The sequence below is a fragment of the Laspinema palackyanum D2c genome (genome assembly GCF_025370875.1).
GTDB classification, from domain to species: domain Bacteria; phylum Cyanobacteriota; class Cyanobacteriia; order Cyanobacteriales; family Laspinemataceae; genus Laspinema; species Laspinema palackyanum.
Genome location: NZ_JAMXFD010000006.1, coordinates 279,221 through 304,004 on the forward strand (window position 1 = coordinate 279,221; position 24,784 = coordinate 304,004).

General features: G+C 48.9%; 30 protein-coding genes and 4 tRNA genes. 17 read left to right on the forward strand and 17 right to left on the reverse strand.

Annotated elements, in window-relative coordinates:
• The first annotated feature begins 35 nt into the window (after positions 1-35).
• Positions 36-109: transfer RNA gene (locus NG795_RS10620), tRNA-Arg, on the forward strand.
• A gap of 142 nt (positions 110-251) precedes the next feature.
• On the opposite strand, the gene NG795_RS10625 is transcribed toward NG795_RS10620, so the two are convergent.
• The 4 genes from NG795_RS10625 to NG795_RS10640 form a co-directional block, all read right to left on the reverse strand.
• Positions 252-323 (reverse strand) — tRNA-Thr (locus NG795_RS10625).
• Positions 324-397: 74 nt separating this feature from the next.
• Positions 398-482, reverse strand: a tRNA-Tyr gene (locus NG795_RS10630).
• Between the two features lie 101 nt (positions 483-583).
• Positions 584-1,726: a hemolysin family protein gene (locus NG795_RS10635; RefSeq protein ID WP_436836042.1), complete on the reverse strand. Its 1,143-nt coding sequence runs from the start codon at positions 1,724-1,726 to the stop codon at positions 584-586.
• Positions 1,727-2,147: 421 nt separating this feature from the next.
• The gene (locus NG795_RS10640; protein WP_367288640.1) at positions 2,148-2,288 is read right to left on the reverse strand and encodes a hypothetical protein; all 141 of its coding nucleotides are present in this window, start codon (positions 2,286-2,288) and stop codon (positions 2,148-2,150) included.
• A 666-nt stretch (positions 2,289-2,954) separates the two neighbouring features.
• Here NG795_RS10640 and rimO point away from each other — a divergent pair.
• The 3 genes from rimO to NG795_RS10655 all read left to right on the forward strand — a co-directional run bounded on the left by rimO (position 2,955) and on the right by NG795_RS10655 (position 7,909).
• Positions 2,955-4,310, forward strand: coding sequence for a 30S ribosomal protein S12 methylthiotransferase RimO (gene rimO / locus NG795_RS10645; protein ID WP_367288641.1), 1,356 nt, complete (start codon positions 2,955-2,957; stop codon positions 4,308-4,310).
• 372 nt (positions 4,311-4,682) lie between these two features.
• A complete protein-coding gene (locus tag NG795_RS10650; RefSeq protein WP_367288642.1) occupies positions 4,683-6,149 on the forward strand; it encodes a DEAD/DEAH box helicase in 1,467 nt (488 codons plus the stop codon).
• A 989-nt stretch (positions 6,150-7,138) separates the two neighbouring features.
• Entirely contained in the window at positions 7,139-7,909 is a 771-nt protein-coding gene (locus NG795_RS10655) for a DUF8692 domain-containing protein (protein WP_367288643.1), read from the forward strand.
• Positions 7,910-8,127: 218 nt separating this feature from the next.
• On the opposite strand, the gene NG795_RS10660 is transcribed toward NG795_RS10655, so the two are convergent.
• Positions 8,128-10,806, reverse strand: a complete 2,679-nt coding sequence (locus tag NG795_RS10660; RefSeq protein WP_367288644.1) for a phospholipid carrier-dependent glycosyltransferase — start codon at positions 10,804-10,806, stop codon at positions 8,128-8,130.
• A gap of 241 nt (positions 10,807-11,047) precedes the next feature.
• Here NG795_RS10660 and NG795_RS10665 point away from each other — a divergent pair, with 241 nt between their 5' ends.
• The 3 genes from NG795_RS10665 (at position 11,048) to NG795_RS10675 (ending at position 12,595) form a co-directional block, all read left to right on the forward strand.
• Positions 11,048-11,497 carry a PPC domain-containing protein gene (locus NG795_RS10665; RefSeq protein ID WP_367288645.1) on the forward strand — a complete coding sequence of 150 codons (450 nt, stop codon included), beginning with the start codon at positions 11,048-11,050 and terminating at the stop codon, positions 11,495-11,497.
• A 116-nt stretch (positions 11,498-11,613) separates the two neighbouring features.
• A tRNA-Phe gene (locus NG795_RS10670) sits at positions 11,614-11,686 on the forward strand.
• Between the two features lie 189 nt (positions 11,687-11,875).
• Complete coding sequence (locus NG795_RS10675; protein ID WP_367288646.1) at positions 11,876-12,595, forward strand: cell envelope integrity protein TolA; 720 nt, start codon at positions 11,876-11,878, stop codon at positions 12,593-12,595.
• 56 nt (positions 12,596-12,651) lie between these two features.
• On the opposite strand, the gene NG795_RS10680 is transcribed toward NG795_RS10675, so the two are convergent.
• Positions 12,652-13,482, reverse strand: a complete 831-nt coding sequence (locus NG795_RS10680) for a tyrosine-type recombinase/integrase (protein ID WP_495855878.1) — start codon at positions 13,480-13,482, stop codon at positions 12,652-12,654.
• A 270-nt stretch (positions 13,483-13,752) separates the two neighbouring features.
• Here NG795_RS10680 and NG795_RS10685 point away from each other — a divergent pair, with 270 nt between their 5' ends.
• Positions 13,753-13,884 (forward strand): hypothetical protein, encoded by a 132-nt coding sequence (locus tag NG795_RS10685; protein ID WP_367288648.1) that lies wholly within the window; start codon positions 13,753-13,755, stop codon positions 13,882-13,884.
• Between the two features lie 26 nt (positions 13,885-13,910).
• Here the strand turns inward: NG795_RS10685 and NG795_RS10690 are convergent, their stop codons facing one another.
• The 10 genes from NG795_RS10690 to NG795_RS10735 form a co-directional block, all read right to left on the reverse strand.
• Positions 13,911-14,036, reverse strand: a complete 126-nt coding sequence (locus NG795_RS10690; protein WP_367288649.1) for a hypothetical protein — start codon at positions 14,034-14,036, stop codon at positions 13,911-13,913.
• Positions 14,029-15,129 (reverse strand): type IV secretory system conjugative DNA transfer family protein, encoded by a 1,101-nt coding sequence (locus NG795_RS10695; RefSeq protein WP_367288650.1) that lies wholly within the window; start codon positions 15,127-15,129, stop codon positions 14,029-14,031. The genes NG795_RS10690 and NG795_RS10695 overlap by 8 nt, the downstream gene beginning before the upstream one ends.
• Positions 15,119-15,352, reverse strand: coding sequence for a hypothetical protein (locus NG795_RS10700; RefSeq protein ID WP_367288651.1), 234 nt, complete (start codon positions 15,350-15,352; stop codon positions 15,119-15,121). Before NG795_RS10700 ends, NG795_RS10695 begins: the two co-directional genes overlap by 11 nt.
• The gene (locus NG795_RS10705) at positions 15,336-15,791 is read right to left on the reverse strand and encodes a hypothetical protein (protein ID WP_367288652.1); all 456 of its coding nucleotides are present in this window, start codon (positions 15,789-15,791) and stop codon (positions 15,336-15,338) included. The genes NG795_RS10700 and NG795_RS10705 overlap by 17 nt, the downstream gene beginning before the upstream one ends.
• 74 nt (positions 15,792-15,865) lie before the next feature.
• Positions 15,866-16,267 (reverse strand): hypothetical protein, encoded by a 402-nt coding sequence (locus tag NG795_RS10710; RefSeq protein WP_367288653.1) that lies wholly within the window; start codon positions 16,265-16,267, stop codon positions 15,866-15,868.
• Entirely contained in the window at positions 16,264-16,491 is a 228-nt protein-coding gene (locus tag NG795_RS10715; RefSeq protein WP_367288654.1) for a hypothetical protein, read from the reverse strand. The genes NG795_RS10710 and NG795_RS10715 overlap by 4 nt, the downstream gene beginning before the upstream one ends.
• A 2-nt stretch (positions 16,492-16,493) precedes the next feature.
• A complete protein-coding gene (locus tag NG795_RS10720) occupies positions 16,494-16,664 on the reverse strand; it encodes a hypothetical protein (protein WP_367288655.1) in 171 nt (56 codons plus the stop codon).
• Between the two features lie 8 nt (positions 16,665-16,672).
• Positions 16,673-16,942: a hypothetical protein gene (locus tag NG795_RS10725; RefSeq protein WP_367288656.1), complete on the reverse strand. Its 270-nt coding sequence runs from the start codon at positions 16,940-16,942 to the stop codon at positions 16,673-16,675.
• Positions 16,939-18,357: an ASCH domain-containing protein gene (locus NG795_RS10730; RefSeq protein ID WP_367288657.1), complete on the reverse strand. Its 1,419-nt coding sequence runs from the start codon at positions 18,355-18,357 to the stop codon at positions 16,939-16,941. Before NG795_RS10730 ends, NG795_RS10725 begins: the two co-directional genes overlap by 4 nt.
• Positions 18,358-18,432: 75 nt before the next feature.
• Positions 18,433-18,714 (reverse strand): helix-turn-helix transcriptional regulator, encoded by a 282-nt coding sequence (locus NG795_RS10735; protein WP_367288658.1) that lies wholly within the window; start codon positions 18,712-18,714, stop codon positions 18,433-18,435.
• Positions 18,715-18,930: 216 nt separating this feature from the next.
• On the opposite strand from NG795_RS10735, the gene NG795_RS10740 reads away from it, so the two are divergent.
• A complete protein-coding gene (locus NG795_RS10740; protein ID WP_367288659.1) occupies positions 18,931-19,260 on the forward strand; it encodes a hypothetical protein in 330 nt (109 codons plus the stop codon).
• An 8-nt stretch (positions 19,261-19,268) separates the two neighbouring features.
• On the opposite strand, the gene NG795_RS10745 is transcribed toward NG795_RS10740, so the two are convergent.
• Positions 19,269-19,406 (reverse strand): hypothetical protein, encoded by a 138-nt coding sequence (locus NG795_RS10745; protein WP_367288660.1) that lies wholly within the window; start codon positions 19,404-19,406, stop codon positions 19,269-19,271.
• On the opposite strand from NG795_RS10745, the gene NG795_RS10750 reads away from it, so the two are divergent.
• The 8 genes from NG795_RS10750 (at position 19,405) to NG795_RS10785 (ending at position 24,783) form a co-directional block, all read left to right on the forward strand.
• A complete protein-coding gene (locus tag NG795_RS10750) occupies positions 19,405-19,689 on the forward strand; it encodes a hypothetical protein (protein ID WP_367288661.1) in 285 nt (94 codons plus the stop codon). The two genes, NG795_RS10745 and NG795_RS10750, sit on opposite strands and share 2 nt — an antisense overlap.
• Positions 19,689-19,964: a hypothetical protein gene (locus NG795_RS10755; protein WP_367288662.1), complete on the forward strand. Its 276-nt coding sequence runs from the start codon at positions 19,689-19,691 to the stop codon at positions 19,962-19,964. The genes NG795_RS10750 and NG795_RS10755 overlap by 1 nt, the downstream gene beginning before the upstream one ends.
• Entirely contained in the window at positions 19,961-20,440 is a 480-nt protein-coding gene (locus NG795_RS10760) for a hypothetical protein (protein WP_367288663.1), read from the forward strand. Before NG795_RS10755 ends, NG795_RS10760 begins: the two co-directional genes overlap by 4 nt.
• 48 nt (positions 20,441-20,488) lie before the next feature.
• Positions 20,489-21,193 carry a hypothetical protein gene (locus NG795_RS10765; protein ID WP_367288664.1) on the forward strand — a complete coding sequence of 235 codons (705 nt, stop codon included), beginning with the start codon at positions 20,489-20,491 and terminating at the stop codon, positions 21,191-21,193.
• A 7-nt stretch (positions 21,194-21,200) separates the two neighbouring features.
• Complete coding sequence (locus NG795_RS10770; protein WP_367288665.1) at positions 21,201-22,298, forward strand: DUF6788 family protein; 1,098 nt, start codon at positions 21,201-21,203, stop codon at positions 22,296-22,298.
• Between the two features lie 77 nt (positions 22,299-22,375).
• Positions 22,376-23,035, forward strand: a complete 660-nt coding sequence (locus tag NG795_RS10775; RefSeq protein WP_367288666.1) for a recombinase family protein — start codon at positions 22,376-22,378, stop codon at positions 23,033-23,035.
• The gene (locus NG795_RS10780; protein WP_367288667.1) at positions 22,999-23,931 is read left to right on the forward strand and encodes a ribosome-recycling factor; all 933 of its coding nucleotides are present in this window, start codon (positions 22,999-23,001) and stop codon (positions 23,929-23,931) included. The genes NG795_RS10775 and NG795_RS10780 overlap by 37 nt, the downstream gene beginning before the upstream one ends.
• On the forward strand, positions 23,932-24,783 hold the full coding sequence (locus NG795_RS10785) for a hypothetical protein (protein ID WP_367288668.1): 852 nt from the start codon (positions 23,932-23,934) through the stop codon (positions 24,781-24,783).
• Position 24,784: the final 1 nt, after the last annotated feature.

Genomic DNA, 24,784 nt, shown 5'->3' on the forward strand with positions numbered 1-24,784 from the left:
GAACCTCAATCGGGTTTTTCCGATAACCGTTGTTTGGGTGCGTAACTCAGGTGGATAGAGTAGCGAACTTCTAATTCGTTGGTCGCAGGTTCGAGTCCTGCCGCACCCGTTTCTCGGTTCCGGTTTTCCCCAATTGGGTCAATCCCTGGTAAAAGAGTTTTTCTCCCTTTTGCCCTAATTGTTATCAAAAAAACAGGGCCTAAAACTCTTCCCAGTTTTAGACCCCATTCTTTAATATTTTCAGATTCAAAAGCCCGTGACGAGGATTGAACTCGTGACCTCACCCTTACCAAGGGTGTGCTCTACCACTGAGCTACACGGGCAGATAACATTCAAACTTCAAACAGTTAAGCGGTCATGATTTCTTGACCATTCACCTTGAACTTTGAAGGAATTGTGGTGGGCCGAGCTGGATTTGAACCAGCGTAGGCGTAGCCAGCGGATTTACAGTCCGCCCCCATTAACCGCTCGGGCATCGACCCTTTTTTGTCCACAATTACTAATACTAGCAGAACTCTCACAGAAGTCAAGGCTTTAAGCGAACTTTTTTTTAAAGCCCGGGTTTAAACCTGACCCGGCGAGTTCATCGACCATTCCCCCAGTTGCTGCGAATACCTAGGGGAAAGGCATTGACAACCCCTTTGCGGTGGGTCCGGTTGTCCAAATCACTCTCATCGTAAATTTCCCCAACGAGTTCTTCGAGAATATCTTCTAGGGTCAACAAACCGACGGTTCCGCCATACTCATCGACAACGATCGCAATATGCAGCCGCTGTTGCAACATCTCCTTGAGCAAGTCGGCTACTCGTTTGGTCTCCGGGACATAAACCGGAGGATCCATTGCCAGGGTCACGCCCCCATTCTCGATGCCTTCCTGTTGACAGGCCCTAATTTGCTGAATGGCGCGCTTGAGGTGAACGATCCCCACAATTCTATCCTTGGATTCCTCCTGGACGGGAATCCGCGAATATCCCGTTTCTAAACACAAATCCACCAAATCCTGTAACGTCGCTTCATGGGAAATCGTTCGCATTTCAATCCGAGGTTTGACCACTTCCCGGGCGCTTAAACTATCCAACATCAGGGCTTTGTTGAGTAACTGATGCTTGTACAAGTCCAATTGACCCCGACCCCCGAGAATTTCGATCATCAGTTGGAGATCGGTTAACGATTCTCCTTGTTGAACGTTATTCCCTTGAACCAAACGAATCATCAGATGGGTGATTTTTTCGAGCAACTGCACGATCCCAAATAAGGACAGCACCCGCGATAACCAGTAGATGGGTCTTACAACCACCTTGAAAATGGGAATCACGTTGTTAATCGCTAAAGATTTGGGGGTAATTTCCCCAAAAATCAGGACTAACAGGGTGACCACGGCTGTGGCTACTCCTAATCCGGCATTTCCCAGCCACAAGGCAAACAGATTGCTGGTCAAAATGGCGGAAAAATTATTGACGAGGTTATTGCCGACGAGGAGGGTGGTAATGAAGCGAGTCCGCTTGTGCAGAACCAGGGTAAAGATGCGGTGAGGGTCCCCTTGTTCTTTGATGAGCGATCGCAGTTTCAGATTATCGAGGGCGGTAATAGCCGTTTCTGAACCGGAAAATAAGGCAGAGAGGACCAGCATGAACATCAGGACCCCGACATCAAGCCAAATATTTCCTAACAGGGGTTGCAGTTGAGAAACTGCTAGTACCGAATGAGGGAAGGGTGAAGAAATCACGATGGGGCAGAAGTAATTAGGTAGAATGAAACGAATGGAGAGCGTTGTGATCATTAGGCTATCAAGTTCTCTCTTGATGCCCATAATAACGTTCCCATCGGATCTCGTTGTCAAAGCAGTCCGGATGATCCGGGCGACAAAAGTCCCCTCTTTTTGCCGAAAGGAGTCTCGGTTGATCTGATGGGGCGATCGCCGGCCAAAGTCTTAGCTGATTTCAAGAAAGAGGCTTTTAAAAAAGTCAAAAAATCCCTAATTTAAGTCCGGTCCCCTCCCCCGGGTTTTGGGGAGGCTTAAGGAGGGGTCCCCTACCTGTCGATGCGGGTAGGACTATCAGACCCTGATTTCCCAACCTTAGCCCCATATTAGGATGAAGACTTAAGGTAGACCGGACCCATCGGGGCGATCGCCTCGATATCCCCGTCTAGTTGAAACTATAGGCAGATTGCAACCCCCACCAAATCAAAAAGGCAATGCCGCCTAAAATCAGCACAGAGGAAAGTCCGACCAGCAATGGGCTGTCGGCCCCTTTAAATTTCATAATTCCACGATTTAAGTCTGACATAGCGCTACGCTCCTGGCTCAGGCACAACAAAGATTAAATGTTCGCTCAATCGCGACCCTCTGCCCCGTTTCAAGATCCCGGAGAGAGGGTCGTTTAGTCAGGGGAGAACAGACTTAGCATTTCTCCCCTTTTTTCCCCGTTTTAGAGTCGGGGGTTGGTTTTTCTCCCTAATCATTGTAACTGCGGATTCTCCTCGGGCGGTAGAGGGTCTCAACTCTATCTTCTAAAATAATGGGGGAATAGTGATGGACTGGCCCAGAACAAGGGTGCGGTGATCAACCTCGGGGGTAACGACCTCAGACCCTCGGCCCCGATTCCTCGTCCCCAAACCCACACCTAGAGTCTGGATTGGGAAGTCATGGGGAAAATACTTTGAAAAAGCGATTAATAGCGGTTAGATGCTATAGTACATTGACACGAGATACAAGCTGCTGACCGTGCAACCGACCGTCTCCACAGCGGGAGCCTTACATCCAACAGGCCCCAAGCCAGAACCGAAAGGATAAGGAACTCCTTTTTTAAGGACCCTTACCCCTAGCCCCAGGAGTTCGATTGGGAAAACTTGTAGAAAAAGCGGCTATACTGTATTTTGATAAAACTGACGATCAGGAGCGAAACTCGCTTCTTCTACGGAGCACCATTACAATAACTCGAAGCAATAACTGCATGGGCAACAAGCCAACCATTGCTATCTCTCATCTAGGATGCGAGAAAAATCGCATTGACACCGAACATATTCTGGGCCTGTTGGTACAAGCAGGCTACTCGGTCGATACTGATGAAGAAGTAGCAGATTACGTCATCGTCAACACTTGTAGTTTTATTCAATCGGCTCGGGAAGAGTCAGTCCGGACGCTGGTAGAACTAGCGGAGGCGAACAAAAAAATCGTCATTACTGGATGCATGGCGCAACATTTCCAGGAACAACTGTTTGATGAACTGCCCGAAGCAGTTGCAGTTGTGGGAACTGGGGATTATAATAAAATCGTAGAAGTGATTGAACGGGTCGAAGTCGGCGAGCGAGTCACAGAGATTTCCGCAGAACCGACTTATATCGCCGATGAGACGACACCGCGCTACCGGACGACTACCGAAGGTGTAGCGTACCTGCGGGTCGCGGAGGGATGTGATTACCGCTGTGCATTTTGCATCATTCCGCATCTTCGGGGAAACCAGCGATCGCGCACCATCGAGTCCATCGTAGCGGAAGCCAAGCAATTGGCCTCCGAAGGCGTCCAAGAAATTATTTTAATTTCTCAAATTACCACCAACTATGGGTTAGACCTATACGGTGAACCCAAATTGGCGGAACTGTTGCGTGCATTGGGCGAGGTAGATGTCCCCTGGATTCGGATGCACTACGCCTATCCTACGGGACTGACCCCGAAAGTGCTGCGGGCGATTCGGGAAACCCCGAACGTGCTGCCGTACTTAGATTTACCCTTGCAACACTCCCATCCAGAAGTGCTGCGGGCGATGAATCGGCCCTGGCAAGCGGGGGTCAATGATCGGATTATCGAGGGAATTAAAGCAGCAGTGCCAGAGGCGGTATTGCGAACCACCTTTATTGTGGGATTCCCGGGCGAAACCGATGAACATTTTGATCACCTGTATCAGTTTGTTCAACGTCATGAGTTCGATCATGTAGGCGTGTTCACCTTCTCCCCGGAAGAAGGAACCCCCGCCTATACGCTGCCGAATCAACTCCCGCAAGAGGTGATGGATGAGCGGCGTGATGCCTTGATGGAATTGCAGCAGCCGATTTCACTGAAGAAAAATCAAGGGGAAGTCGGTAAGGTTGTAGACGTATTAATCGAACAAGAACACCCCGAAACTGGGGAGTTAATAGGCCGATCGGCGCGATTTGCGCCAGAAGTGGATGGGTTGGTCTATGTTCGAGGAAATGCACGTCTCGGTTCGAGGGTGCCGGTGGCGATCGCCAGTGCTGACGTTTACGACCTCTATGGTCATGTGGCAACTGTAGCTGACCTCGTACAACGGGAATCCATTGCCCTCGGTTAAGGAATCCAGATTTTCTGGGGAAGTTTAAGACGGTTTTTGGTATGGTCTTTAACAGATATGTTGAGATCCTCTGCAATTTAAAAGCTCGTTCCATACCTGCCCCGGATCGGTGGCCCGGGCCTTAAGACAGAAAGCCCGATTCTACCGTGCCTTTTCTTTACAACTCGGGTAACGAGAAGGCAAATCAGAAGTAACCTTCAACATCCGCTAATCTCAATTAGCATCAATACCAATTCTATTTTTATGCTCTACATCGAAAGCGTATCTGTCCTAGCTCCAAATATCTAAGAGCAACCCCATGTAGCATCAAAAACGAGAAATGGTATTAGCTGCCCTTGAGCAGCACCAAACTCAAACGTTTTAGGAGAATAAATGACTGTTTCATTTCAAAGTTTAGGTCTTTCAGAAGAGCGCGTCCAACAGCTAGAAAAACTTGGGTTTACCGAACCCAGCCCCATTCAAGAACAAGCCATTCCTAAACTGATGGCCGGACAGGATGTAGCTGGACAAGCCCAAACGGGAACCGGCAAAACTGCCGCATTTTCTCTGCCCATTTTGGAGCAGATGGATGTTAACGACAAGAATGTTCAAGCCCTGATTCTGGCCCCAACCCGCGAACTGGCGATCCAAGTCAGTAATGCGATTCGGGAATTAACCGACGATCGCCGGGTGCGGATTTTTGCCGTGTACGGTGGATCCTCCATTGAGCGCCAAATTCAGCGCTTGGAACGAGGCGTCCAAATTGTTGTCGGTACCCCCGGACGGGTTCTGGATTTGCTCAACCGTGGGCATCTCAAACTGGACACCCTCACCCATCTCGTCCTCGATGAAGCGGACGAAATGCTCAGTATGGGCTTTATTGACGACGTGGAAAAAATCCTCGATAAAGCCCCCAAGGACCGGCAGACGGCTTTCTTCTCAGCCACGATGGAACCCTCCATTCGTAAGCTGATGAATAAGTTCATGCGCGATCCCGTGACGGTGAAGATTGAGCAAAACAAATCAACGCCGAAGCAAATCGACCAAGTAATCTACATGGTCCCTCGCGGCTGGTCCAAATCTCGGGCCTTACTGCCTATTTTAGAATTGGAAGACCCGGAAACGGCGATCGTTTTCGTCCGCACCCGACGGGCGGCGGCTGAACTCACCAGCCAATTGCAAGCGGCAGGTCACAGCGTGGATGAATACCACGGGGACCTCAACCAGTCCCAACGGGAACGGTTAATCGATCGCTTCCGCAAGCAACAGGTGCGCTGGATTGTCGCCACGGATATTGCTGCACGCGGTTTAGATGTGGATCACTTGACCCATGTCATTAACTACGATTTACCGGATCAAGTGGAAAGCTACGTCCACCGGATCGGACGCACGGGCCGCGCCGGTCGCGAAGGGACTGCCATTTCCCTGATTCAGCCGTTTGACCGGCGCAAGCTCCAACAAATTGAGCGGCACCTGCGTCAAACCCTGAAGATTCGCTCGATTCCGACCCGCTCTCAAATTGAGGCGCGGCATCTGGAAAAACTGCAAGCTCAAGTTCGGGAAATCCTCAGTGGCGAACGTCTGGCTTCGTTCCTGCCCATCGTCGCTCAACTGAGCGAAGAATATGACCCCCACACGATCGCTGCGGCAGCCCTGCAAATGGCTTATGATCGCACTCGTCCCAACTGGGCGAACAATATCATGGAAGATGCGCCAGAGGAAATGGATAGCTACTCTGACAAGCGCTATGACAACCGAGATCGCGGCGATCGCTCATCCCGGTCCATGTCGAAGCCGATCAAGCGCTCAAAACCTCGTAACTCTTCTTCTTCCCGTGAGCCCATTGGCGAACGTCAGTAGAGGGTAGTGCCGGTAAGGGGGAATGAATCAGGACAATAGGTCTGGGTCCTGTTCCCTCTCACCCTAGAGTGATGGGTAACCTCTAGGGGGGATCATCTGGCGATCGCTAGAGTACCCCCTCTCAACTTTCCAATAGAACCTGACTGGCTGGTAAGCATTTTGAGAATGCAACCGGCCATAATTTTTTTGGGCAAGTTCCAATCCAGGTCGTTGATGGCATGACGGGTTTTGACAATTGCAGCCCAAGGGCTACTGCTGAAAATTTAACGGGATTGGAACTCTAAGATGAGGCTGGTTTACTACTTATTCTTGCATCAAGATTCCAGGGCTAGAGGTTTATCATTCAAGTCTAAGAAATCCCCGTTGAAATTCAGCCTTAAGATAGATGTTATTTTTGAGTGCCTACTCTTTATAGACGGCAATGACAATCGAGAAGACACTTGGCAGACTCCTCACATCAATGTTCAGAAACTCGTTCGGCCAAATTTATAATATTTTATACGATTTCACACTCATTTAAAGTTTTTTAAACTTTTTTTAAATCTTTTTAAATTTTTTGAAGCAGTTCCGCAAAAATCTGCCCTCTCATCTCAAATAGTCTATAAAAACTCAAACTAGAGTGCGTTGACAGTTTAGGAAAATTTAGTTATGGCACTGTTTTGAGTTCGGGGAAAACCCAAGTATTTTCCTCAACTGGCGAGGGCGATCGGTGATATCAAGTGGCAGAATATCGGCTGGACTTTTAGTCTTCAATCACTCTTAAACCCACTCTGGCTGGGGTTTAGGAATTTTCCAGATGCCAATCGTACTGACTTGATCCTCTCCTCTCTAAGGCGGTAGACAAGCGGACTGGCTTGGGTTAACATAGGGTTAATTTACGGTAAAACTCGTCCCTAACTTGCAAAATGCTGGCTTATAATCTGCTGTAAAAATCATTCCAATCGGTTGGAAAATGGTCTTCAAAATCTATAAAATTAAGCAGGTAATCTATGAATAAAAAGACGCCTCATGTTGGAGATTTAACTGGAAATTTCGGACCAGATATTAAGACAAATGAACCCCTGAATGACAATTTTAGGGAAGCTAGAGCCAGGGATAGCTTACGCGATCGCTTCACGGAATTATTCCCCCTGATGGTGGCCGTCTATCTCCCGACCTTCCTAATTGTATTGCTGGTCCGACAGCAAAATCGAGTCCCCATTCATCATCTCATGGGCGACCCATCTAAAGTTGCAGATTGGCCTTTTTATCTCGGAATGGTCACCAAATTTGGCATTTTATTATGGTCGGCCACTGCTGCTATTTGTCTGTTTACTTCCCTTTATCTCCAACACTTGAATCCCTCCCTAAAACATCAACGCTTTCTCCTCTTCGGAGGATTGATCACCACAGTCTTGATGCTGGATGATTCTTTTCAGTTTCATGAGGAAGTTTTTCCTACTTATTTGGCCATTTCGGAAAAAATAGTTTATTTAGTTTATGTGATTATGCTGGCGCTGTACCTGATAAAATTTTATAAAATTATCTTGAATAGCCGCTATTTAGTGTTTTTGGGTTTGGCTTTTGTCTGTTTTGCCTTGTCAATTTTGCTAGATATGCGGGCTATTATAGATTTAGTGGAGATGGGTCTGATTTATGATCGCGATCGGGCATTATTAGAAAATGGATTTAAGCTATTTGGGATTGTGAGTTGGTTTACTTATTTTTCATTAACTTGCAAACAACAGATTCAAGAAGGGATGCACCGCTTTCAATCTTAATTTGAGGGTAAGCACTGAATGGCTTTTCGGCAGTTTAACCTTACCATTGGAGGTGGGTCCAGATTTATAGAAGGGTAAACCCTGCCTCTATAGCATTTCCTCGATTCATGAGGTGAAGGTCTTTAGTGGGAGCATCTTACTTGCTATAATCTAGCAAGCAAGATACTCCCCCGACCAAAATGTACCTCCCGTCATAATTCTGGGAAACGCTATATATATCATTCAAAACTTTTGTTAAAAACCTTCTGATATTTAATTCCAATCATCACAGAAATTACACCCACCAAAAACACCCCCATCCAGATCATTACTAAAACTCCAAATTGTACCAGAGGCGGAATAAACCCGCGCAATCGAGACCAAGTGGCGAAAATATTTCCCTGCATCAAGGCTGAAATCCCATACAGTAATTGAACTTCTACCCCATCGGGTCCTAATTCAAGCGCCTGTTTAATAGCGGGTTCCCCTTGTCGTGGATGCCAATCATACAGATTGACAAACCCTAAATACGCATAAGCATAAGGATTTTCTGAATCCAGTTGCACCACCCGTTCAAACGCCGAAATTGCTCCCTTCACATCCTGCTGCAAAACCTGACTAAAGGCTAAATTGTAGGCAAATTCTACATTGTCTGGGTCTTGTTGTAACCGATATTGCAGGGATTTTTCGGCTTGAATGAGATAATCTTGAATTGGGTCATATTGATTCACCCGTGCCATGTCATCAAAAATAAACTCCAACGCTTCCGGTCCTTGGGGTAATGTCGCAGACAGCGATCGCAACTGGGTGATCCAATCCAGTTCCGGTGCCGCAGTCGCCGTTGCTGCGGGATTGATGGCGATCGCCACCCCAGGCACATCAATCTCCCGAGTTTCCCCAGTTTTTCGATTCAAATAAGTTGCCACCAAGGTATAAGTTCCCGGTGTCACATCCGCAGGCGGTAACATCGCCATCCGTTCTATCACCTTCGCCTGTAACGGTGCCGTCACCGCTTGTAGCTCACCTTTGCCAATCCCATGATCATGCAACCAAGACTCACGGAACGAGGGAGATGCTGCCGGACTCTGTAACTGCCAAGTTAAGACAACTACTCCATCCCGCAACGAGTCCCAATTTCCCGTCCATTCATAAGTCACCGGAACCGGCACACCAGGAGGAGATTCCGCCGGAACCGTCACGCGATCGAGAGTGAGAATTGCTGGAGTCGCAGATGCCTCCATTGCCTCAACCGTGACCATTGGCAAGCGATGATGATACAAATTGAGGGTACTGTCATCCGGTAACGGCCAACTCGCCTGTAAATCAAATTCACCCCCGGTTTCGACCAATTCCACGATCGCTCCTTGTGCCTCCGTCGGGACCGAACCCTGATTTCCCGTCTTGGTCAAAAACCAATCCAGCGATCGCGCATCTTGTGCAACGTGCGATCGCCGGGTTCCCACCTGTCTGCCATAGACTTGAAACTGTTGCAAATTCCCATAGTAATTGAAATTATGCTGATTAATCATCGGCGTCGAAGGTAACACCCCCAAAGTTGATCGCAAATAAGGAGTGGTTTCAATAATTTCTGAGATTACCCCTCGATGCGGCCAATCCGGTCCCCGATAGACATGATGAGACGCCATATCCGGATGCCACTCATAAACCGGCCACACATCGGCCAAAATCAACACCAGCGCCGCACTACAAGTCGCCCAACGCACCCATTTTCCCCACTGGCGGGGAAACAGCATCAATCCATAAGCTAACACCAAGGAGACAACAGGTAGATAGGGTAAGACATAGCGAAAATCTTTATTCAGAATTAAAGAGAATAATATATAAGACCCTGCCCAAAAAATCGCTAACCATTTGAATGGAGAATTAAAATGGCTTTTCCAGACTGGATTTTCCAAATTTGCTGTCAACTCAGTTAAGTGGCGATCGCCTCGTGAACGCCACCAATAAAAGACAAATCCTGCCAGGGGAACCACCAGAAACGGCCAGGATACATGATCCGGGAGTTGTTCCCCATAAAATGTCCAAGCGGGAAGAGTATAAATGGCCGGGTCCCCTTCAACCACTGCCGCCTGAATTGCAGCACGTTGACTCCCTGTGAACACCAGTAACCAATTCGTGCGATACCAAGGATACATCACTAACCCCGTCACGAAGGCCGCCACCATTAACTGAAGGAATCTGACCCAATGCCGGTCTTTAATCGTACTCACAATCACCCAGACAATTGGGGTGATTAGAAAGAATAAAGCGGTTTGTTTGATCAGCAGAGATAATCCGACGCATAATCCCAAGACGACGGCCCAAACCCAAGCTTGACAAGCGGGAGACTTCAGAAAAAAGGAAATGTCATGTCGAGGGGGATTTTCTGAAGGGAAAGATGTTAAGTCTAACGGTTCGGTGACCTTCCACAGGGTTAGAGAATAGAAAGAAAGAGTTACTAGGGTAGTGAGGGGAAAATCCAGGAGAAAATCCAGCCGTGCATGATATAAACCGGGAAACATCAGACATAAAGCTGCCGCCCAGACGCCTATTTGGGGGTTAAACAGCAAGCGACCTAAACCATAGACTGAAGGGAGTAAAATTGCGCTAAAGAAGAGGTAAACCAGGGTGGCGAGATCGGGTCCGAGCCCAAATAAATTGTGAAAAAATGCGGTCATGATGTAAGTGGCCGGTGGCATTTTAGAGGAGAGTAACCATAAACTGCGCCACCAATCCCCGGAAAACCACTGGGGGGTTTGGAATGCGTGCCAATAGTTTAAGGCCCCAGTTAAATAATCGGCCTGATCCCAAGAGGGTATTGAGCGATCAAGGGCAAACCAGAGGCGATCGCAGAATGCCCCTAGCAACCATAAACCGGCGATCGTCAACCAACCGTGATGTTTTTGATAGTTCTTCACCCGCCAAAATCCTCCTGATTTTCATGGATCGTTAGAAATCGCTACCCGGAACGCTGTAGATACACCAGGGCACTCCGAATTCCCTCCCACTCAGCAGCAATCCTCACCGGATTCTATGCTAGATTGCCACTTATATCATGGTGTTCACCGATGGTAGACCCCAAAAATCAAATTTTCCTTTCCCCGATTTCTGCTCAGTTTGCCAGAAATTTTATGGAGTCGCTTGAGTTATCGTTTCTTCATGGTTAAATCTTTTATGGTCAACTTCCGGCTAGTCTCGATCCTGCCTGCCACCGCCTTGGCGATCGCCATGAGTGCCGCCAGCGTTGGTGCTCAAAATATGTACAACCCCATCCGGTTGCCATCCAACAATGAAATCACAGATACCTTATCTGAACGAGATATTCCCACCGGACAAGGTGGATTTGCCCGGGATTATATTGTCACCTTACAACCGGGGGATCAAGTGGTGATCGACCTCCTCTCCGATAGTTTTGACAGCATTGTTACGATGATCGGACCGAATGGGATGACGATCGCCGAGAATGATGATGGCCCTGATGGTACCACCAACTCCCTCTTATTTTCCCGAATCACCGAGGCCGGGAATTATATCGTGCGAGTGCGAGCCTTTGGCGAAGGGGGCGTAGGAGAGTTTAACCTCAAAGTCACTCGTCTTCGCCCTATCTAATCCCTTTGAGGCGTAACAGCAAATGTTGCTACATTTCTTGCGCCTCAAAAAAAATTTCAAAAAACCCTTGCCAATTCCAAAGATGTTTGCTATGTTAGTTAAGCATGAAAAAACAAGCCGGGATAGCTCAGTTGGTAGAGCAGAGGACTGAAAATCCTCGTGTCACGAGTTCAAGTCTCGTTCCTGGCATAACTCAAAGCGCTGAAATCCTTACATTGTAAAGGATTCAGCGCTTTTTACTTTTTGGGGTCTTTTTACTCGTTTGGTAACAATTGGCGGCGTTTTCACCGTTTGACGATACAGCCCGACGCCGGAAACCCTGGCTGGGCAGTTGCTTCACCCAGAGTATCCTCCGCTTGACGATAAACTGACGATAAAGTGACGATACGCCAAAAAAGGCTGATAATTAAATCAGGCTTTAGAGGCGGCATTATGAAAAATTTCTGGCCCAACTGGATTCCCTATCCTATCTCAATTGTTCGCTCTGGATTAGTCTTAGCTTGTTTCTCTGCTGTACTGTGGTTCTTATATCCAGACATTAAAGATTTTGATTATTCAGAACGAGATGATTTCATCGCCAGCATAGTAGCAGCATATTTTTTGGCGTGGATTTTTCTGCTGCCCGGTGTTACTTACTCCCACCATTTTACCCTTCGGCTGTTTGGTGATGTTAAAACCAATAAGCCCTCCCGTTCTAGCTGGGGTGAAGGGTTTATTTCGTTGTTTGTGTTTCTTTTGGCAGCAATTCCGGCAGGGATTATTCTTAACAGCCTTTACCGTCTGCCCCTGAATTCTTTTGATGTGAAACAGAACCTGGTTTCATGGGCCGCCAGTTGGATGCTGTCATTGTCGTATGTCTATCATTTTGGATACCTTTTCAATTCTTGGCGGGCCGATCGCAAGGCTATGAAGGCAGAGCGAAAGGCAGCACGGAAAAAAGCCAATGAGGAAGCACGGGCAGCGAAGGAGTTGGCTAAGGCTGAGAAGCGGGCTTTAAAATCTCGGAAGCAACCGGCGATCGCACCCTCAACCGAGGCGGTCTTTGAGGATATGTTCAATGCGATCACTGAAAAAGAGAAGCGGTCCCGTCGCCGCTAGTCCCTGTCTTACCCGCCAGAATCTTAGATAAGATATTAACTCTGTCGGGTAAGACTTTAGAGTTCCGGCACTTCGGAACGGGTCAAGCCAGCATAATGTTTCAGAGTCATGGTGGGGGAATGCCCCAGCCATGACGCGACTTGCTGGACCGGAACTCCGGCATCCAGGCAGAGAGTGGCAAAGCTATGGCGAGTATTGTAGGGTCTCCGGTAGGGAATTTCTAGCGAGTCCAGCACCGGACGCCAGTGGCGCCGATTGAAATTTTCTTGGCGAATCATTCCCCCGCCGGTGCTGACAAACACCGGAGAATTTGGGCTGGAATTGGCAGGCTTGATGGAGTCTAGCAACTCTGCCAGTGATTTGTTAATTGGGAACCTGCGAATGGATGCATTTTTGGTGGAAGATTCCCGGAACCCTTCGACGACGGGCTCGGCAAAAGTGACAAACTCGCAATTAACGTGACGCCACTGGAGACCGATCGCCTCGGACGGTCGGCATCCGGTCAAGAACAGAAACCCGACGTAGGGGGCAAACGGTTGGTGAATCGGCTCGGAATTGAATCGGGCTAGAATGCGATCGCGCTCATCCCGGGTGAATGGATATATTTCACTCCCCTGCTTTTTCCGCTTAATGGTCGGCAGCCCCTCAAACGGATTTATTTCAATCAATCCCATCTCGGATGCCCAACGGCAGCAAGCGCTCACTTGCTGCAATACTCGCCTAGCTGTTTCTTGTGAGAGAGTCGTGAGCAAGTGAGCGCGGATCTCTTTGGCCGCGCTTGGGGATATTTCGGTTGTCGGAAAATCAGCCAAGTGTTTGAAGGTTCTTTTCAAATCTTTAAAAGAGGAATTTTTTAGGGTTTTCGATTTGAACTCAGTATATCTCACAAACAAATCCCCCAGGTCTATCCCTGGTGAACTGGGGGGAGGGGAAAAACCTGCGGCAAATAATATTCAATTTGCTTCAATGTTCCCCGGCGAATATCTAGTTCTATCTCAAGCGCTTTTTCTCGTGCGATATCTCGGGATTCATTATTGTCCGGGAGATTTAAGTATATGTATCTCTGCTTTCCATTCGGGGAGACGCTTCTTGGCAAGCGGAGGCGCAACCATCCGTTTGTGTTCTCAATGCCTACTGTTCCTTTTCTTTGCCGTTTCATGATACAATCAAATTTCCATGCCGCTAAATCCTGGAATGCGATCGCCCGCGCAGAGCGATCGCATTTTTATTTCTTAGGTTTTTTGGTTTTTTTGTCCCAAGACTTCATCTCACACTGCTTGCTGCAATAGTCGGTTTTTCTCGTGTGAGTGAAAATCTATCCACATTTGGCACATTTGGGGAAGGGCTTGTGATCTTGTTTTGGGGTGGTGATTTCTCTATATCTTGCCGCTACCTCTGGCCCATGCTGGCGTTCTAAATACTTGGCGTAATATTCATCCATTGCCTGCCTCCGGTAAAAGTGCTGGAAGGTCTCCGACTAAGAGGGGATATTTTTGGGATTTAAGCCAGTCGAGGTTGGCTTGGGCTTCGGGGGATTTCGTCTTGCGGGCGATCGCACCAGCCTCGTCAACCGCAAATCTGCCAAGTCGAATCTCTAGGAGGTTATCCCGGAGGTCAGATTGACCTTCTAATCCGATGGTCTTGACCTGAGCGCCTTGAACTAGGAACATGAATCTCAGTCGGGTCTCTCTCGCTTCGCGGATAAAAGTAGTCAGATAGTCTTGGGTTTCGGGTAAGTTGGCGACGATCGCGGGCAACTCGTCAATCACATTCCACTGCTGTTCCCAAGGTTTGTCGATCGCCTCTAACCGTGACTGCATTTCCTCCAGAGAATCCTCCAGGGCTTCTGAAATTGCGGGGAAGTTTCGGGGATGCCCAATGACTTCCAAGCCAACCCACTGATCTGATTTGCGCTTGGTGGTGATCACCCGGGCTGGACTACCCAGAAATTTTAAAATCCGTTCGGTGCTGAAAGTTTTTCCCGAGCCGGTTGGCCCGATGATTAAACAGTGGGGGTAGATGTCGGGGTCCTTCAGTTCGTCCCAGTTGAAAAATCGGGGTTGCGCTTCTGGTAGTGCGATCGCACCCGAGACGGTTGCCTCTGGTACTAGATGTGCTTGTAAGGTTGTTGGCTGATTCATGATTTGCATGAGTGGGGATATGGAGTTATGCGCCTGAATTCTGGCGACGATTCCGAGGACGGGTTCAATTTCTTCTGCCGATCGCCTCTGGATATGAGCACCGGCGATCGCACCAACCGCCAAGGAGGAAAACCCAACCCGGCTAGGGGTCCCCGGCTGGGATGCAGCGCCGAAGAAAAGTGATAGAACTCCTGCACCGGCGCAACCGATGGCGGTATGATTTGCCCTCCGTCGCCATCGGGCGAGGGAACCTGCGATCGCACCGGCATCCGGGTCCGCTCCCTTCATTTTTTCGGCAAACTTTTGGAGTAGTGCCGATTCAAAAGAGCGATGTAGGTCTTTGGCCGTTCGGTCCGCCAGTCCATTGATGGCAGGTAAATATCTACTGAGCACAGTACCTCCATGCGGCGAGGACAAACCCAATTCCTAGTGCGATTAAAGTCGCCGGATTTAATTTTCCTGCTGTAACCTTGCCGAGGAGAATCAGCAGAAGTAATACTCCTAAAATCCATAAAATCGGCGGCCAGTTTTTCCAGATGGGAAAAGATGCCTCTAGCCAAGATGCCATAAATAAAGGGGCTACAACGAAGGGGAGGAATTCAAGCAACTTCATCATCTGCTGCCTCCAAGATTAATGCTTCTAAGCAGTCATCTCCTTCAATTGCTAATGGAGAGAAACTGCCAATCATTTGCTCGAATGCGGTCGGCTTTTTTCGTTTAGCTCCTTTGATAAAGCCGATGGCAACTCGTTGGTCAAAAACTTCAATCAATGCTTCCCCGATTTCTTCCGGGCGCAAGACATCTAATTGACTTTTCGCTCGTTTCATTAGGGCGGAAGCAAAGGCATTTTCTTCTGGGGGAGGTTGTCCGGTGATGGCGGCGATCGCATCGTCAAAATTTACTTTTTCATTGAGAAGCTGCCGAAGTTTTTGCAACTGGTTGATTTGCTCTTCAGAATAAGATTCTAAGCTTGCTGAGAACCCCAGAGCGCCGCACCACCTTTGCCATTGCCTGGTTTTGAGTCTTAGTTGTTGCTGTAGTTCTTCCTTGCTCATTTTGCACCTAGATTTGGTTTATGAGTCACGTCATGACGTGACATGACGTGACATGACGTGACATGACGTGGGGGTTAACCTGAAAAGTGGTAGGCAATGACTGCGTTAACCGCTTCGTCAAAACCTTCTGTATCTTCTAGTCGGTTCTTTAGATCCAGAAATGCTGCTTTCTCAGAGTCTGAGTAGTACCTCTTAACTCGAAAACCCAACGCAGCGTGCCACCGGCGAAAAGTTTGTGTAGAGATTTCCAGTAGTTCAATCAACGAATTTTGGTTGATTTGGGCTACAGGGTCTGGGTCGAAGTCTTTTGGGTTTAGCCAAGACTGTATGGCTTTAGCTGTTTCTCCTTTAAATCGGTCAAAGTCTCCACCATCCCAAGCGATTTGAGCGAAAATGGTATCATAGCCACGGTCTTCTACTGTTATTTGTCTGGCCTTAGAAAGGTCTAGGTATTCGTCTCCAAACTTTTCAATCATAATTCTCCTTGAATTTGGCTAAATTCGATGACTTGAACCCATTTTGGGAAAAGATTATTGGCGTTGAGTTGCTCTTTCAGGATTTCCTCGGCTTCCCTCTCCGTGACAGGGCTAGAGCTTCCTATTTCCGTCTCGTTAACATGAGAGTCTAGCGAATCGTTAAAACGGACTCTGTATCGGTATTTTTGGATGCCGCACAGAAGGTTTATCATCATGTCTTTCATGATTATTTCCCTCCTAAGCATCCAGTGATTAGTCCGTCGGTCCGAGCTTCTAACACTTGAATTTGTTGATTCTTTTGCTGGAGTTCTCGCTTCAATTCGCTTTGAGTTGAAACTGTCCACATGGAAGAGACGCCACAGGTCATGACAATGAGAATGGTTGCGAATTCAGACATAAATCTTCCTAGTTTTTAAAATCATCTGAGTTGAAGTGTTCTGTGATGAATGCAGCGAATTCGTCTTCAGTCATGTTCCCCAGTTTCTTTTTGGCTTTCCTCATGAAATGTCGCCGCAGCTGGCGTGTACTCATTGTGGAAAGGGGCAGCAACAATGAAATGGTTCGGATTTCCTTGATTGCATACAAGAGCGCAATCATTATCATTGCGCTGCCAAAAATTAATTCTTTGTTGGGGACGTGCCGGAGACTTTCCCATTCTGGTTGTTTCTTCTTCATGAGGCCATCTCCGCGCTGGGGCGATAGTTGATGGGTTCGCCGTCGTCGTCGGGGTCATCGTCTTGGCGCGATCGCCACCAAGACTGATGCCCTTGCCACCAATCAATCCCGGCTTCAACTGGGGGAAGGGTCAGCAATTGATTGAGCAGTTTCTCCAAATCAGCCATCGGGCATTCTTCCGGGTCAACTAGGATTTCAGATTCTTCCTTAGAAACGCTAACCCCGGTGCGTCGGGCCAAATTATGAATTTGTCCAATTAAATACCGTCGCCGGACTGCGGACTCATCCTCACGAGTGGGCAGCAGGGTAAATCCTCCGATTTTTGTCCCCGGGACTCCAAAATCAACGATAATTTCATCATCGGCAATCGGTGCATTCGCCACGCACCAGGCGTTACTGTCCACGTTGCACGGGTCCATCACCTTTGGATCAACTACGGAAAAGGTGAATATCCCGAGCTTGCCCCGGAGGGGAATCGGGGTTTCCAGCACTTCAATATTTTCTAAAAACCAGTGATATCCGAAACTTTGCCACCAAAGGTTCCGGGAGCCTGCCGCAGCGTGTTCTCGCTGTTCTGCGGTTTTTGTCCAGTGTTGGCAGTTCACGAGATTGACTTTTGCCACCAATTCACCCGCCGCCAGTTCGCTTTGTGGCGGGACTTTGGCTCCAATGTTTTGCTCAATCCATGCGGCTCCGTTCGCATCCCATCCCTTTCCCGCATGGATGTAAAGCTCGCCCCGGTAGTCTGTGGGCCAGACGCGATTTTCAATGTTTTTCCCCAGATGGGTGATGGCCCAGGCCCAGGGTTGCTGGAGGGTGAGGGCTTTTCCGGTGATTTGGTCCGTTGGCGGTGCGATCGCACCATCTTCATCCTCCGGCACAAGAATATCGAAAGTGTCTTCTCCCGTTTGGGATAGGGTCCAGCCACTCTCAACGCAAACCGATTTTACCGATTCCAAAAAGAGACCAGATGAGTCTATGTCAATCTCATCCGTCGCCGGTGACTTAGGAGTAATACCGGCTAACTCCTCTCCCTGTGCGGGTTCCGAGTTGCCGATCGCCTCCTCAGCAGCTTCATCCGCCACCGGCGACTCGGGAGTAATACCGGCTAACTCCTCTCCCAGTGCGGGTTCCGGTGATGCGATCGCCACCTCAGCAGCTTCATCCGTCGCCGGTGCGATCGCCACCGGGGAGAGTTCCTCGCACAGCGATCGCAACTCGGACAGCTTCACCGGGTCCCCATCTTCGTTGTAACCGTTGACCAACCAGCCTTTGCCCTCTCCGGCATGAGTCACTCGGAAAAATGAGTCCATAAAGGAGACCCGCAAAGCTGCTGACCGGGGCAGCTTGCGCGTTTGGATGCCGCTTTCCTTAAAGGCTCTTTGTAATTTTAGGACCGCTTGCTGTTCTTCCATTAATTTACTAGCCGTAATAACTAGGCGTTGTGCTTAGTTATCATATTAACTAGGCGCAACGCCTATGTCAAGGGGTTAGCGAAAAACATCTCGCAGGGAGGTCACTCGGCTCCCTGATAACTCGAAAGGGGGCGCATCAATAAGATCCACTTTTAGCCGCTGCCGAACTAGAGCCGCAAGTTTCTGCCACTTGGCGAACGGGAGTTCTAGCTCAGACAAGCCACGTTCACATCGGCTTATGGTCGATACGGCCACCCCTAAAAATTCAGCCAGCTCTTGCTGGGTCATCCCTAGAAGCTCTCGAAGGAATCTCAAATTATTTTTCTCCGGTTCATCGTTGACTTGCTTCTCTACCATGTTATCATAAGTAGGCGTAACGCCTAGTTGCGGACGACAGCAATTTTGGGGGCCTGACCCCCAAATAAGGGGAGGTGATTATATCGCAGAAAAAGTAAAAAGCTGACGCATAGGAAAGCTCCATCCACTTGATTTACTTTGCCCGACGCGGTGCCGCAGCAACGGCACCGTTTTCTCCCCCTTCCCACGAATTATTCCATTAACCAAAGGAAAAGCATGACAGACCTAAATTTCGTGCGCGGACACATCCGCCAGATTGACGAAGCGGACGCAGTTTTGCAGGAGAACCGGCAAAAGATCGCCCTACTTGAAGCGCAAAACCGCAAATTGCAGGCACAAATCGATTGGCAGCGCGGGGTTATTGCCGCTCACACCGGCGTAGTCTCCGTCCAAAACGCCCTCACCGAGGACGATTTCAAGATTATCGACGGCTACATCCGCCACATCCGCCAGAGTCAGGGCATTCCGACAGGCGATCGCACCACAGTCCAGATTTTGGAGGGCGCTTTGGAGCTGGATGCGCCCAGCATCAGGATTGATGGCTAAACAGAGGATTACAGAGGGTTGCGCGGCAATCCTTCTATTACTTGCGATCGCCGCCGGTGATGCTGAGGGCGATCGCAACCGAGAAACCAAACCTGGAGACGGTCGTAGAGATGCGATCGCCACCCAAATTCAGAGGCTTTAACCATGACTTACACCATTCAAGATGCGATCGCCGTCGCCAATCGGCTTAAAGACGATAAAACAAATCCCTACGCCCGAACCGTCGGGAAAGTTCTTCTCGCGGTAACCAATGTCTGCGAATCAACAAATGGAATGGAACTGGCCGCTGGCATGACAGGCGACAAGGAAGGGTTTTACACCGAAGTTCTCGACTCAATCAGCTCAGAACTCGCCAAAGCCTTAAACGAGGCGCTTGACCGGGACCAACTCGACTGGTATTTCGGCCCAGAATCCGACTCGGAGGAATAATGCCCAAGCCCAAACCCACCCCAGAAAAGCCCAACCTGTTCTCTGTAAATCTGCGAGTGAGCGGAGAAATCCCAGACTGTAAAGCCTTCACCCATTTTTTAGGAAAGCTCGAAGAAACCGAGTTTATTTACCTCGAAACCACACCGACAGTTTACGAGCGCGACGAATCAGACCGGAGGCGGGGAAGGCCCATGACCAGCCAACCGGCCAAAAAATTCGGGCAAGTTTACACCGACGTGACATTCACATACCCCGACTACCCAGAACTCCAATGACACTAAAAATCGCCAAAGTTGGATACGGATACACCCAATCCCTTGGCAACTATGAAACCGCCAAGGTCTATGCCGAAGTTGAAATCGAGTACGAGGAAGGCGAAGACCCTGCGATCGTAGCCGATGAAACCGCCCATAAATTAAAGACATGGGTTCACATCCAGTTACCCGAACCCCAGAACGTGACCGACCTCAGAAGTGAATCCAGAACGATAGAACGCAAGCTAGACCAAGGCATTGAAGCACTTGCCCGACTCCGAAACCAATGGGACGAAGCGATCGCCCTACTGGAGAAGCACGGCATCACCATCACAGAGGAATTCCCCTGGCAACCTAAATCACCAGAGCCACCCACCGACAGCCTAAGCCTAGCTTTCCCACCGCGAGAGGACAATTACGAAAGCCTAGCCTTCCCACTGCGAGAGGACGAGGACGACGGCTACGACCCTGACGAAGACCCCGACGAATACATCTAACGACCATCGGGCGGGCAACCGCCCAAATCGCAGCATTTCAGAGGATTTATGAGCGGCAAAGAATACTGGGGCAAACCCCACGAACAGGCAGCGATCGAGCTTGGCCTATCCCCCACAGCCCGGAAACTGTGGTGGTGGTGTCTGTGGAAGGCCAAGGGCATCGGCGACATTTGGCTAGACCTTAAAGAATTTGAGGCGGACGAGGTGAAGGCAGGGCGAAACGCCTATGACCCCCGCACCCTAAAACGGGCATTCGCCCAACTGTGCGATCGGGGCGTGCTCATCATCCGGAAACAGTGCGGATGGAAATATGCCGATTGCCTAATTTGCTCAGTTTTTCGCCTCGGCATCGACTCCCAAAATTTGGGACCCGATGCAGAAAAAGTAGCCTCAAATCAAGTTATTCCGGCAGAGGGTAATAACAACAACAGCAAAGATATTAATCAAGATAAGCGGGAGTTGGAACGGATCCTGATTGACTTCGCTGCCAAACCGGGGATGAGTGCGATCGCAGGATACCAGATCCGCCAGTTCGACACCCTCATGGGTCGGGACTACTTCGAGCAGCACCTAAATTACGTTGCATGGAGGCTTGCGAGAGGTTCAGAGATAGAGGACTTACCGGCATACCTTTATAGAGCCTTAGAGGCCGATTACGCTTCATCCTCCGTGGCTTTCCTCAACTGGTTCACTTCCAAATTTGGGGACTATTACGAGGAATCATCACTTTCCCAAAGAATTTATGCAGCATAGAGGCTCTATGACAAAACAGATTGAACAATCAACTCTCTTCGACTTATCAGCCTTCTCTCGCCCCGAAAAAAACAGTGTAGGGGATTGGGGCTGGGAGAATGAATCCAATCAGCCAGAACCCGAAACTAGACGGTTCCAGATTGGCGATCGCATTCAAGCCAAGCTACCCAATTCCCCAGAGGGCATCATCGTCGAAATCAAACAGGGCAAATATCCCTGGTCTGACACCTTGCTCATTGAGTGGGATAAGGGGATTCCCCGAAGGCAGAAGGGGACCCGAAGTGCCATCAGTTCAGGGAAAGCACTGCTGTGGGAGGAATCTTACCCGACAGAAACAGTCATCGAGGATGAGAATCTGTCGGGTAAGACGGAATTATCTCGGGATGAGGTGATCGCTCTGGAATATAAGCAACCGGATGTCAGTCTGCTCATGCTTGCCCAAAAGTACGGCATTAGCACAAAGGAAATTTATGACATCCTCTCAGACCGCTTTGGAGACCAACTCCGAGAGGTAAATAAACTTAAATGGCAGGAGGCACGGCGACAGAATCGCCCGCCGACTCTGGAGGGAGAAGTTCAGGAGGATGCTGAAGGCGATCGCACCCCCGCTCCAGCACTTTTCCCAATGGAAGAGAAATATGGCCCGGTTGAATCATGGCCTGATTCTCCAGAGGAAGAGATGTTTGACTTTTTGTCTTACCCGACAGAAACAGTCATCGAGGATAGTCAACCGTCGGGTAAGACGAATGACATCCCATCCAATGTTGATTCACCGTCTTACCCGACTGAGATGATTAATCGCCATGAAGACTTGACGGGTAAGACAATTCGGGAGCAAATCCTCCCACTGTCTATTTCCGAAAAGCGAAGCCTGTTGATTTGGCTACAGGAGACAATTAAGGATGAAGAGTGGACTCCCCCGCCAGTGAAAAGCGGTCGGCAGGTTGTCGGGGAACCCGTCAAGACATCAAAAGGATATCGGCGGCAGGAACTCGTCCGATGCGGTAAGGCAACTTGCAAATCATGCCCCCACGGTCCCTACTGGTACGAATACTGGAGCGAGGGTGGCAAACGCCGTTCTAAATATGTAGGCAAAAATCCCTAAAAACTGACCTGTGCTAAACTCAATTTGTAAACAACGCCCGTTGGTTATACACCAGGCAACCGCAAAACCCTAACCCCATGAACGTTGCAGGTTATTCCCGCGTTTCGACTGAGGAACAAGCCCGTGAGGGACTCTCTCTCGAAGTGCAGCGGATGAAGATTCAGCAATATTGCCAATTATTCGATTTGCGGTTGGTCGCCGAATGCGAGGATCCGGGGTTGTCAGCAAAATCGCTTGATCGCCCCGGGCTCCAATACGCTCTCAGTTGCCTCCGTGATGGATCCGCTGAGGGGTTGGTCGTGCTCAAACTTGATCGCCTAACTCGCAGTGTGGCTGACCTGGAAGTTCTCCTCTCAGAATATTTTGAGGAGAGATATAAGCTCATTTCCCTTAACGAACAAATTGACACCCGGACCGCTGGGGGAAAACTGATGCTCCGGTTGCTCGGTGTTGTCAGCCAGTGGGAACGGGAAACAATTGGGGAACGGACTGCGATCGCACTCCAGCACAAAAAATCCCAGGGTCAGCAGCTAGGCGGGCACGGGTTCGGTTGGCGACTTGTTGATGGGAAGCGCGTGCCAGTTGAGGCCGAACAGGCGATAATAAAAAAAATGCGGTCAATGCGACGGAGGGGGAAAAGTCTCCAGGCGATCGCGGATTGGGCTAACGAGTCCGGGGTGCGATCGCACCGTGGCGGCAAGTGGTATCCGAAATCAATATCAAATATCCTCAAATAATCATGCCCATTATTCCTTCTGGCGGATCAGGCAACGCCAACGCCACGGACCTCACGAAATTTTATAAGCATTCTTATTCGGGGGAGATAGAGTCAATTGAAGGAATGGAGCGATTAATCGTACCGGCCACGATTAGGCCATCCCCTCGCACAATATTGATTTTTAATTCTGGATCTTCGATAGTTTGGCTCCACTTTGCCGATTCCCCAGGAAACCCTCTAAAATATCCCCTGGCTCCGGGGATGGCTTTTTCCGAAGATAATGCGGGAGGGGAGGCCAATCAAATTTTTTTATCAGGCATCGGAACTGTTAAAGTTTCAATCCGCAGCCGAGACCCCATTAACCCAGAGGACATTGACGATATGCCGCTCGCACCATTAGAAATAGAGTTACTTCTTCCGACCGGGTCCAACTTCCCTGGATATCAGTATGACCCGACCATGATATCTCCCGAGGGACTGGAATCGGTTAACACCTTGTTCCAATCCTCTGACGGTGTGACCGGATACAAACTATTCGATTTTGCCAGTTTTCAGTTAGGCCAAAGCTATACGTTTTCAGTAGAGGTTGCGTCTGGCGTAATTATCCCCGAGGGCAACAACATTCAAGTGTGGCTGCCGAATGTAATCGGCAACGGTATGAGGGCGATTTTTGAGGTGGCTTCAGACCTCTTGAACCCAGAAATCGACGGCTTGCCTACTGACTTCGTAGGTAGAATCAAACAAAACGGCTGGGTAGGAAACTTTCCCCACACTGGTAGTCTGTTTACATTGAAACCGAATCTCTCCCGCAAAATAGGGGCCATTTATGCCAAGAATCCCCAAACAAATTATTTTGAATGCGCCATTATTAATTTTGACGCTGCCACCAAAGTATTTACAATTCTGGGGTTTTAGATGCCGGAGCAAACGGGAGCCTTCGATTACGAATTCACCTCTGCGAGTTCGCAAGAAAACATCACAGAGATATTTAATACCGCGCCATTATACGAACAATACAGCGGACTCAGTTCTCGGTATGACGTTTTTCAATCCTTTTATTTAGAGCAGCTAAAATTCACAGTTTTTATTGAGAGTCTAGCTTTGGCCGAAATTCCAACGATTGCACCCGACGACACAAATTCAGAAAAAGCGGCAAAAATTCGAGATGTTGAGCGCCGATTTCCCAAGATAGGACTGGAACTCTACCAGTCCCATAATGGAAACCCCTGGAGAAGGCAGGCACTTATAATTCTCCAAAATAGAGGGGCAGAATATTATCTCCCCGCTATTTCCCCCTACCTGGCTTTAGGCGAGGTTGACGTTTTGGGGGATAAATCAAAAATTGGTTTGAAATTCATCGCAATGCTAACTAATGGAAACTTTTACGGACCATTAGGAGAAAACGATTACGTCATTGTCAAAGGTGCATGGCGTCAAAATATCGACTTAATTCCAAAGGTCACCGAACAAAGCGAAATTATTAACAATTTCGCTGCTGATATTGGGACAACTTCAACACCAGTTAGAGCGGTCAACTTAACCAGAAAATTAATCTGGATGAGAAACGCTGGGAGCCGTCGAGTTTGGATATCTTTTGGACAATCTGCGGTTGCTGGGGCGGGAACTTTCCTGAATCCAGGGGATACACTTAATTACGAAGCGAATAGATATCGAATAGGACACTCTATCTCTGCAATTGCTGACCCCCCGGAAGAAGGGGAGGATGTCAATCAGACTATTTTGCTTACAGGAATGGAGGCGTCGTAAT

Coding starts and splice junctions, on each gene's coding strand:
- NG795_RS10730 (WP_367288657.1), bottom strand. CDS start 18,357: ATGGAAGAACAGCAAGCGGTCCTAAAATTACAAAGAGCCTTTAAGGAA.
- NG795_RS10655 (WP_367288643.1), top strand. CDS start 7,139: ATGAATAAAAAGACGCCTCATGTTGGAGATTTAACTGGAAATTTCGGA.
- NG795_RS10775 (WP_367288666.1), top strand. CDS start 22,376: ATGAACGTTGCAGGTTATTCCCGCGTTTCGACTGAGGAACAAGCCCGT.
- NG795_RS10685 (WP_367288648.1), top strand. CDS start 13,753: ATGATACAATCAAATTTCCATGCCGCTAAATCCTGGAATGCGATCGCC.
- NG795_RS10750 (WP_367288661.1), top strand. CDS start 19,405: ATGACTTACACCATTCAAGATGCGATCGCCGTCGCCAATCGGCTTAAA.
- NG795_RS10720 (WP_367288655.1), bottom strand. CDS start 16,664: ATGTCTGAATTCGCAACCATTCTCATTGTCATGACCTGTGGCGTCTCT.
- NG795_RS10640 (WP_367288640.1), bottom strand. CDS start 2,288: ATGTCAGACTTAAATCGTGGAATTATGAAATTTAAAGGGGCCGACAGC.
- NG795_RS10765 (WP_367288664.1), top strand. CDS start 20,489: ATGAGCGGCAAAGAATACTGGGGCAAACCCCACGAACAGGCAGCGATC.
- NG795_RS10735 (WP_367288658.1), bottom strand. CDS start 18,714: ATGGTAGAGAAGCAAGTCAACGATGAACCGGAGAAAAATAATTTGAGA.
- NG795_RS10690 (WP_367288649.1), bottom strand. CDS start 14,036: ATGGATGAATATTACGCCAAGTATTTAGAACGCCAGCATGGGCCAGAG.
- NG795_RS10785 (WP_367288668.1), top strand. CDS start 23,932: ATGCCGGAGCAAACGGGAGCCTTCGATTACGAATTCACCTCTGCGAGT.
- rimO (WP_367288641.1), top strand. CDS start 2,955: ATGGGCAACAAGCCAACCATTGCTATCTCTCATCTAGGATGCGAGAAA.
- NG795_RS10760 (WP_367288663.1), top strand. CDS start 19,961: ATGACACTAAAAATCGCCAAAGTTGGATACGGATACACCCAATCCCTT.
- NG795_RS10650 (WP_367288642.1), top strand. CDS start 4,683: ATGACTGTTTCATTTCAAAGTTTAGGTCTTTCAGAAGAGCGCGTCCAA.
- NG795_RS10710 (WP_367288653.1), bottom strand. CDS start 16,267: ATGATTGAAAAGTTTGGAGACGAATACCTAGACCTTTCTAAGGCCAGA.
- NG795_RS10770 (WP_367288665.1), top strand. CDS start 21,201: ATGACAAAACAGATTGAACAATCAACTCTCTTCGACTTATCAGCCTTC.
- NG795_RS10725 (WP_367288656.1), bottom strand. CDS start 16,942: ATGAAGAAGAAACAACCAGAATGGGAAAGTCTCCGGCACGTCCCCAAC.
- NG795_RS10705 (WP_367288652.1), bottom strand. CDS start 15,791: ATGAGCAAGGAAGAACTACAGCAACAACTAAGACTCAAAACCAGGCAA.
- NG795_RS10740 (WP_367288659.1), top strand. CDS start 18,931: ATGACAGACCTAAATTTCGTGCGCGGACACATCCGCCAGATTGACGAA.
- NG795_RS10715 (WP_367288654.1), bottom strand. CDS start 16,491: ATGAAAGACATGATGATAAACCTTCTGTGCGGCATCCAAAAATACCGA.
- NG795_RS10745 (WP_367288660.1), bottom strand. CDS start 19,406: ATGGTTAAAGCCTCTGAATTTGGGTGGCGATCGCATCTCTACGACCGT.
- NG795_RS10665 (WP_367288645.1), top strand. CDS start 11,048: ATGGTTAAATCTTTTATGGTCAACTTCCGGCTAGTCTCGATCCTGCCT.
- NG795_RS10755 (WP_367288662.1), top strand. CDS start 19,689: ATGCCCAAGCCCAAACCCACCCCAGAAAAGCCCAACCTGTTCTCTGTA.
- NG795_RS10700 (WP_367288651.1), bottom strand. CDS start 15,352: ATGATGAAGTTGCTTGAATTCCTCCCCTTCGTTGTAGCCCCTTTATTT.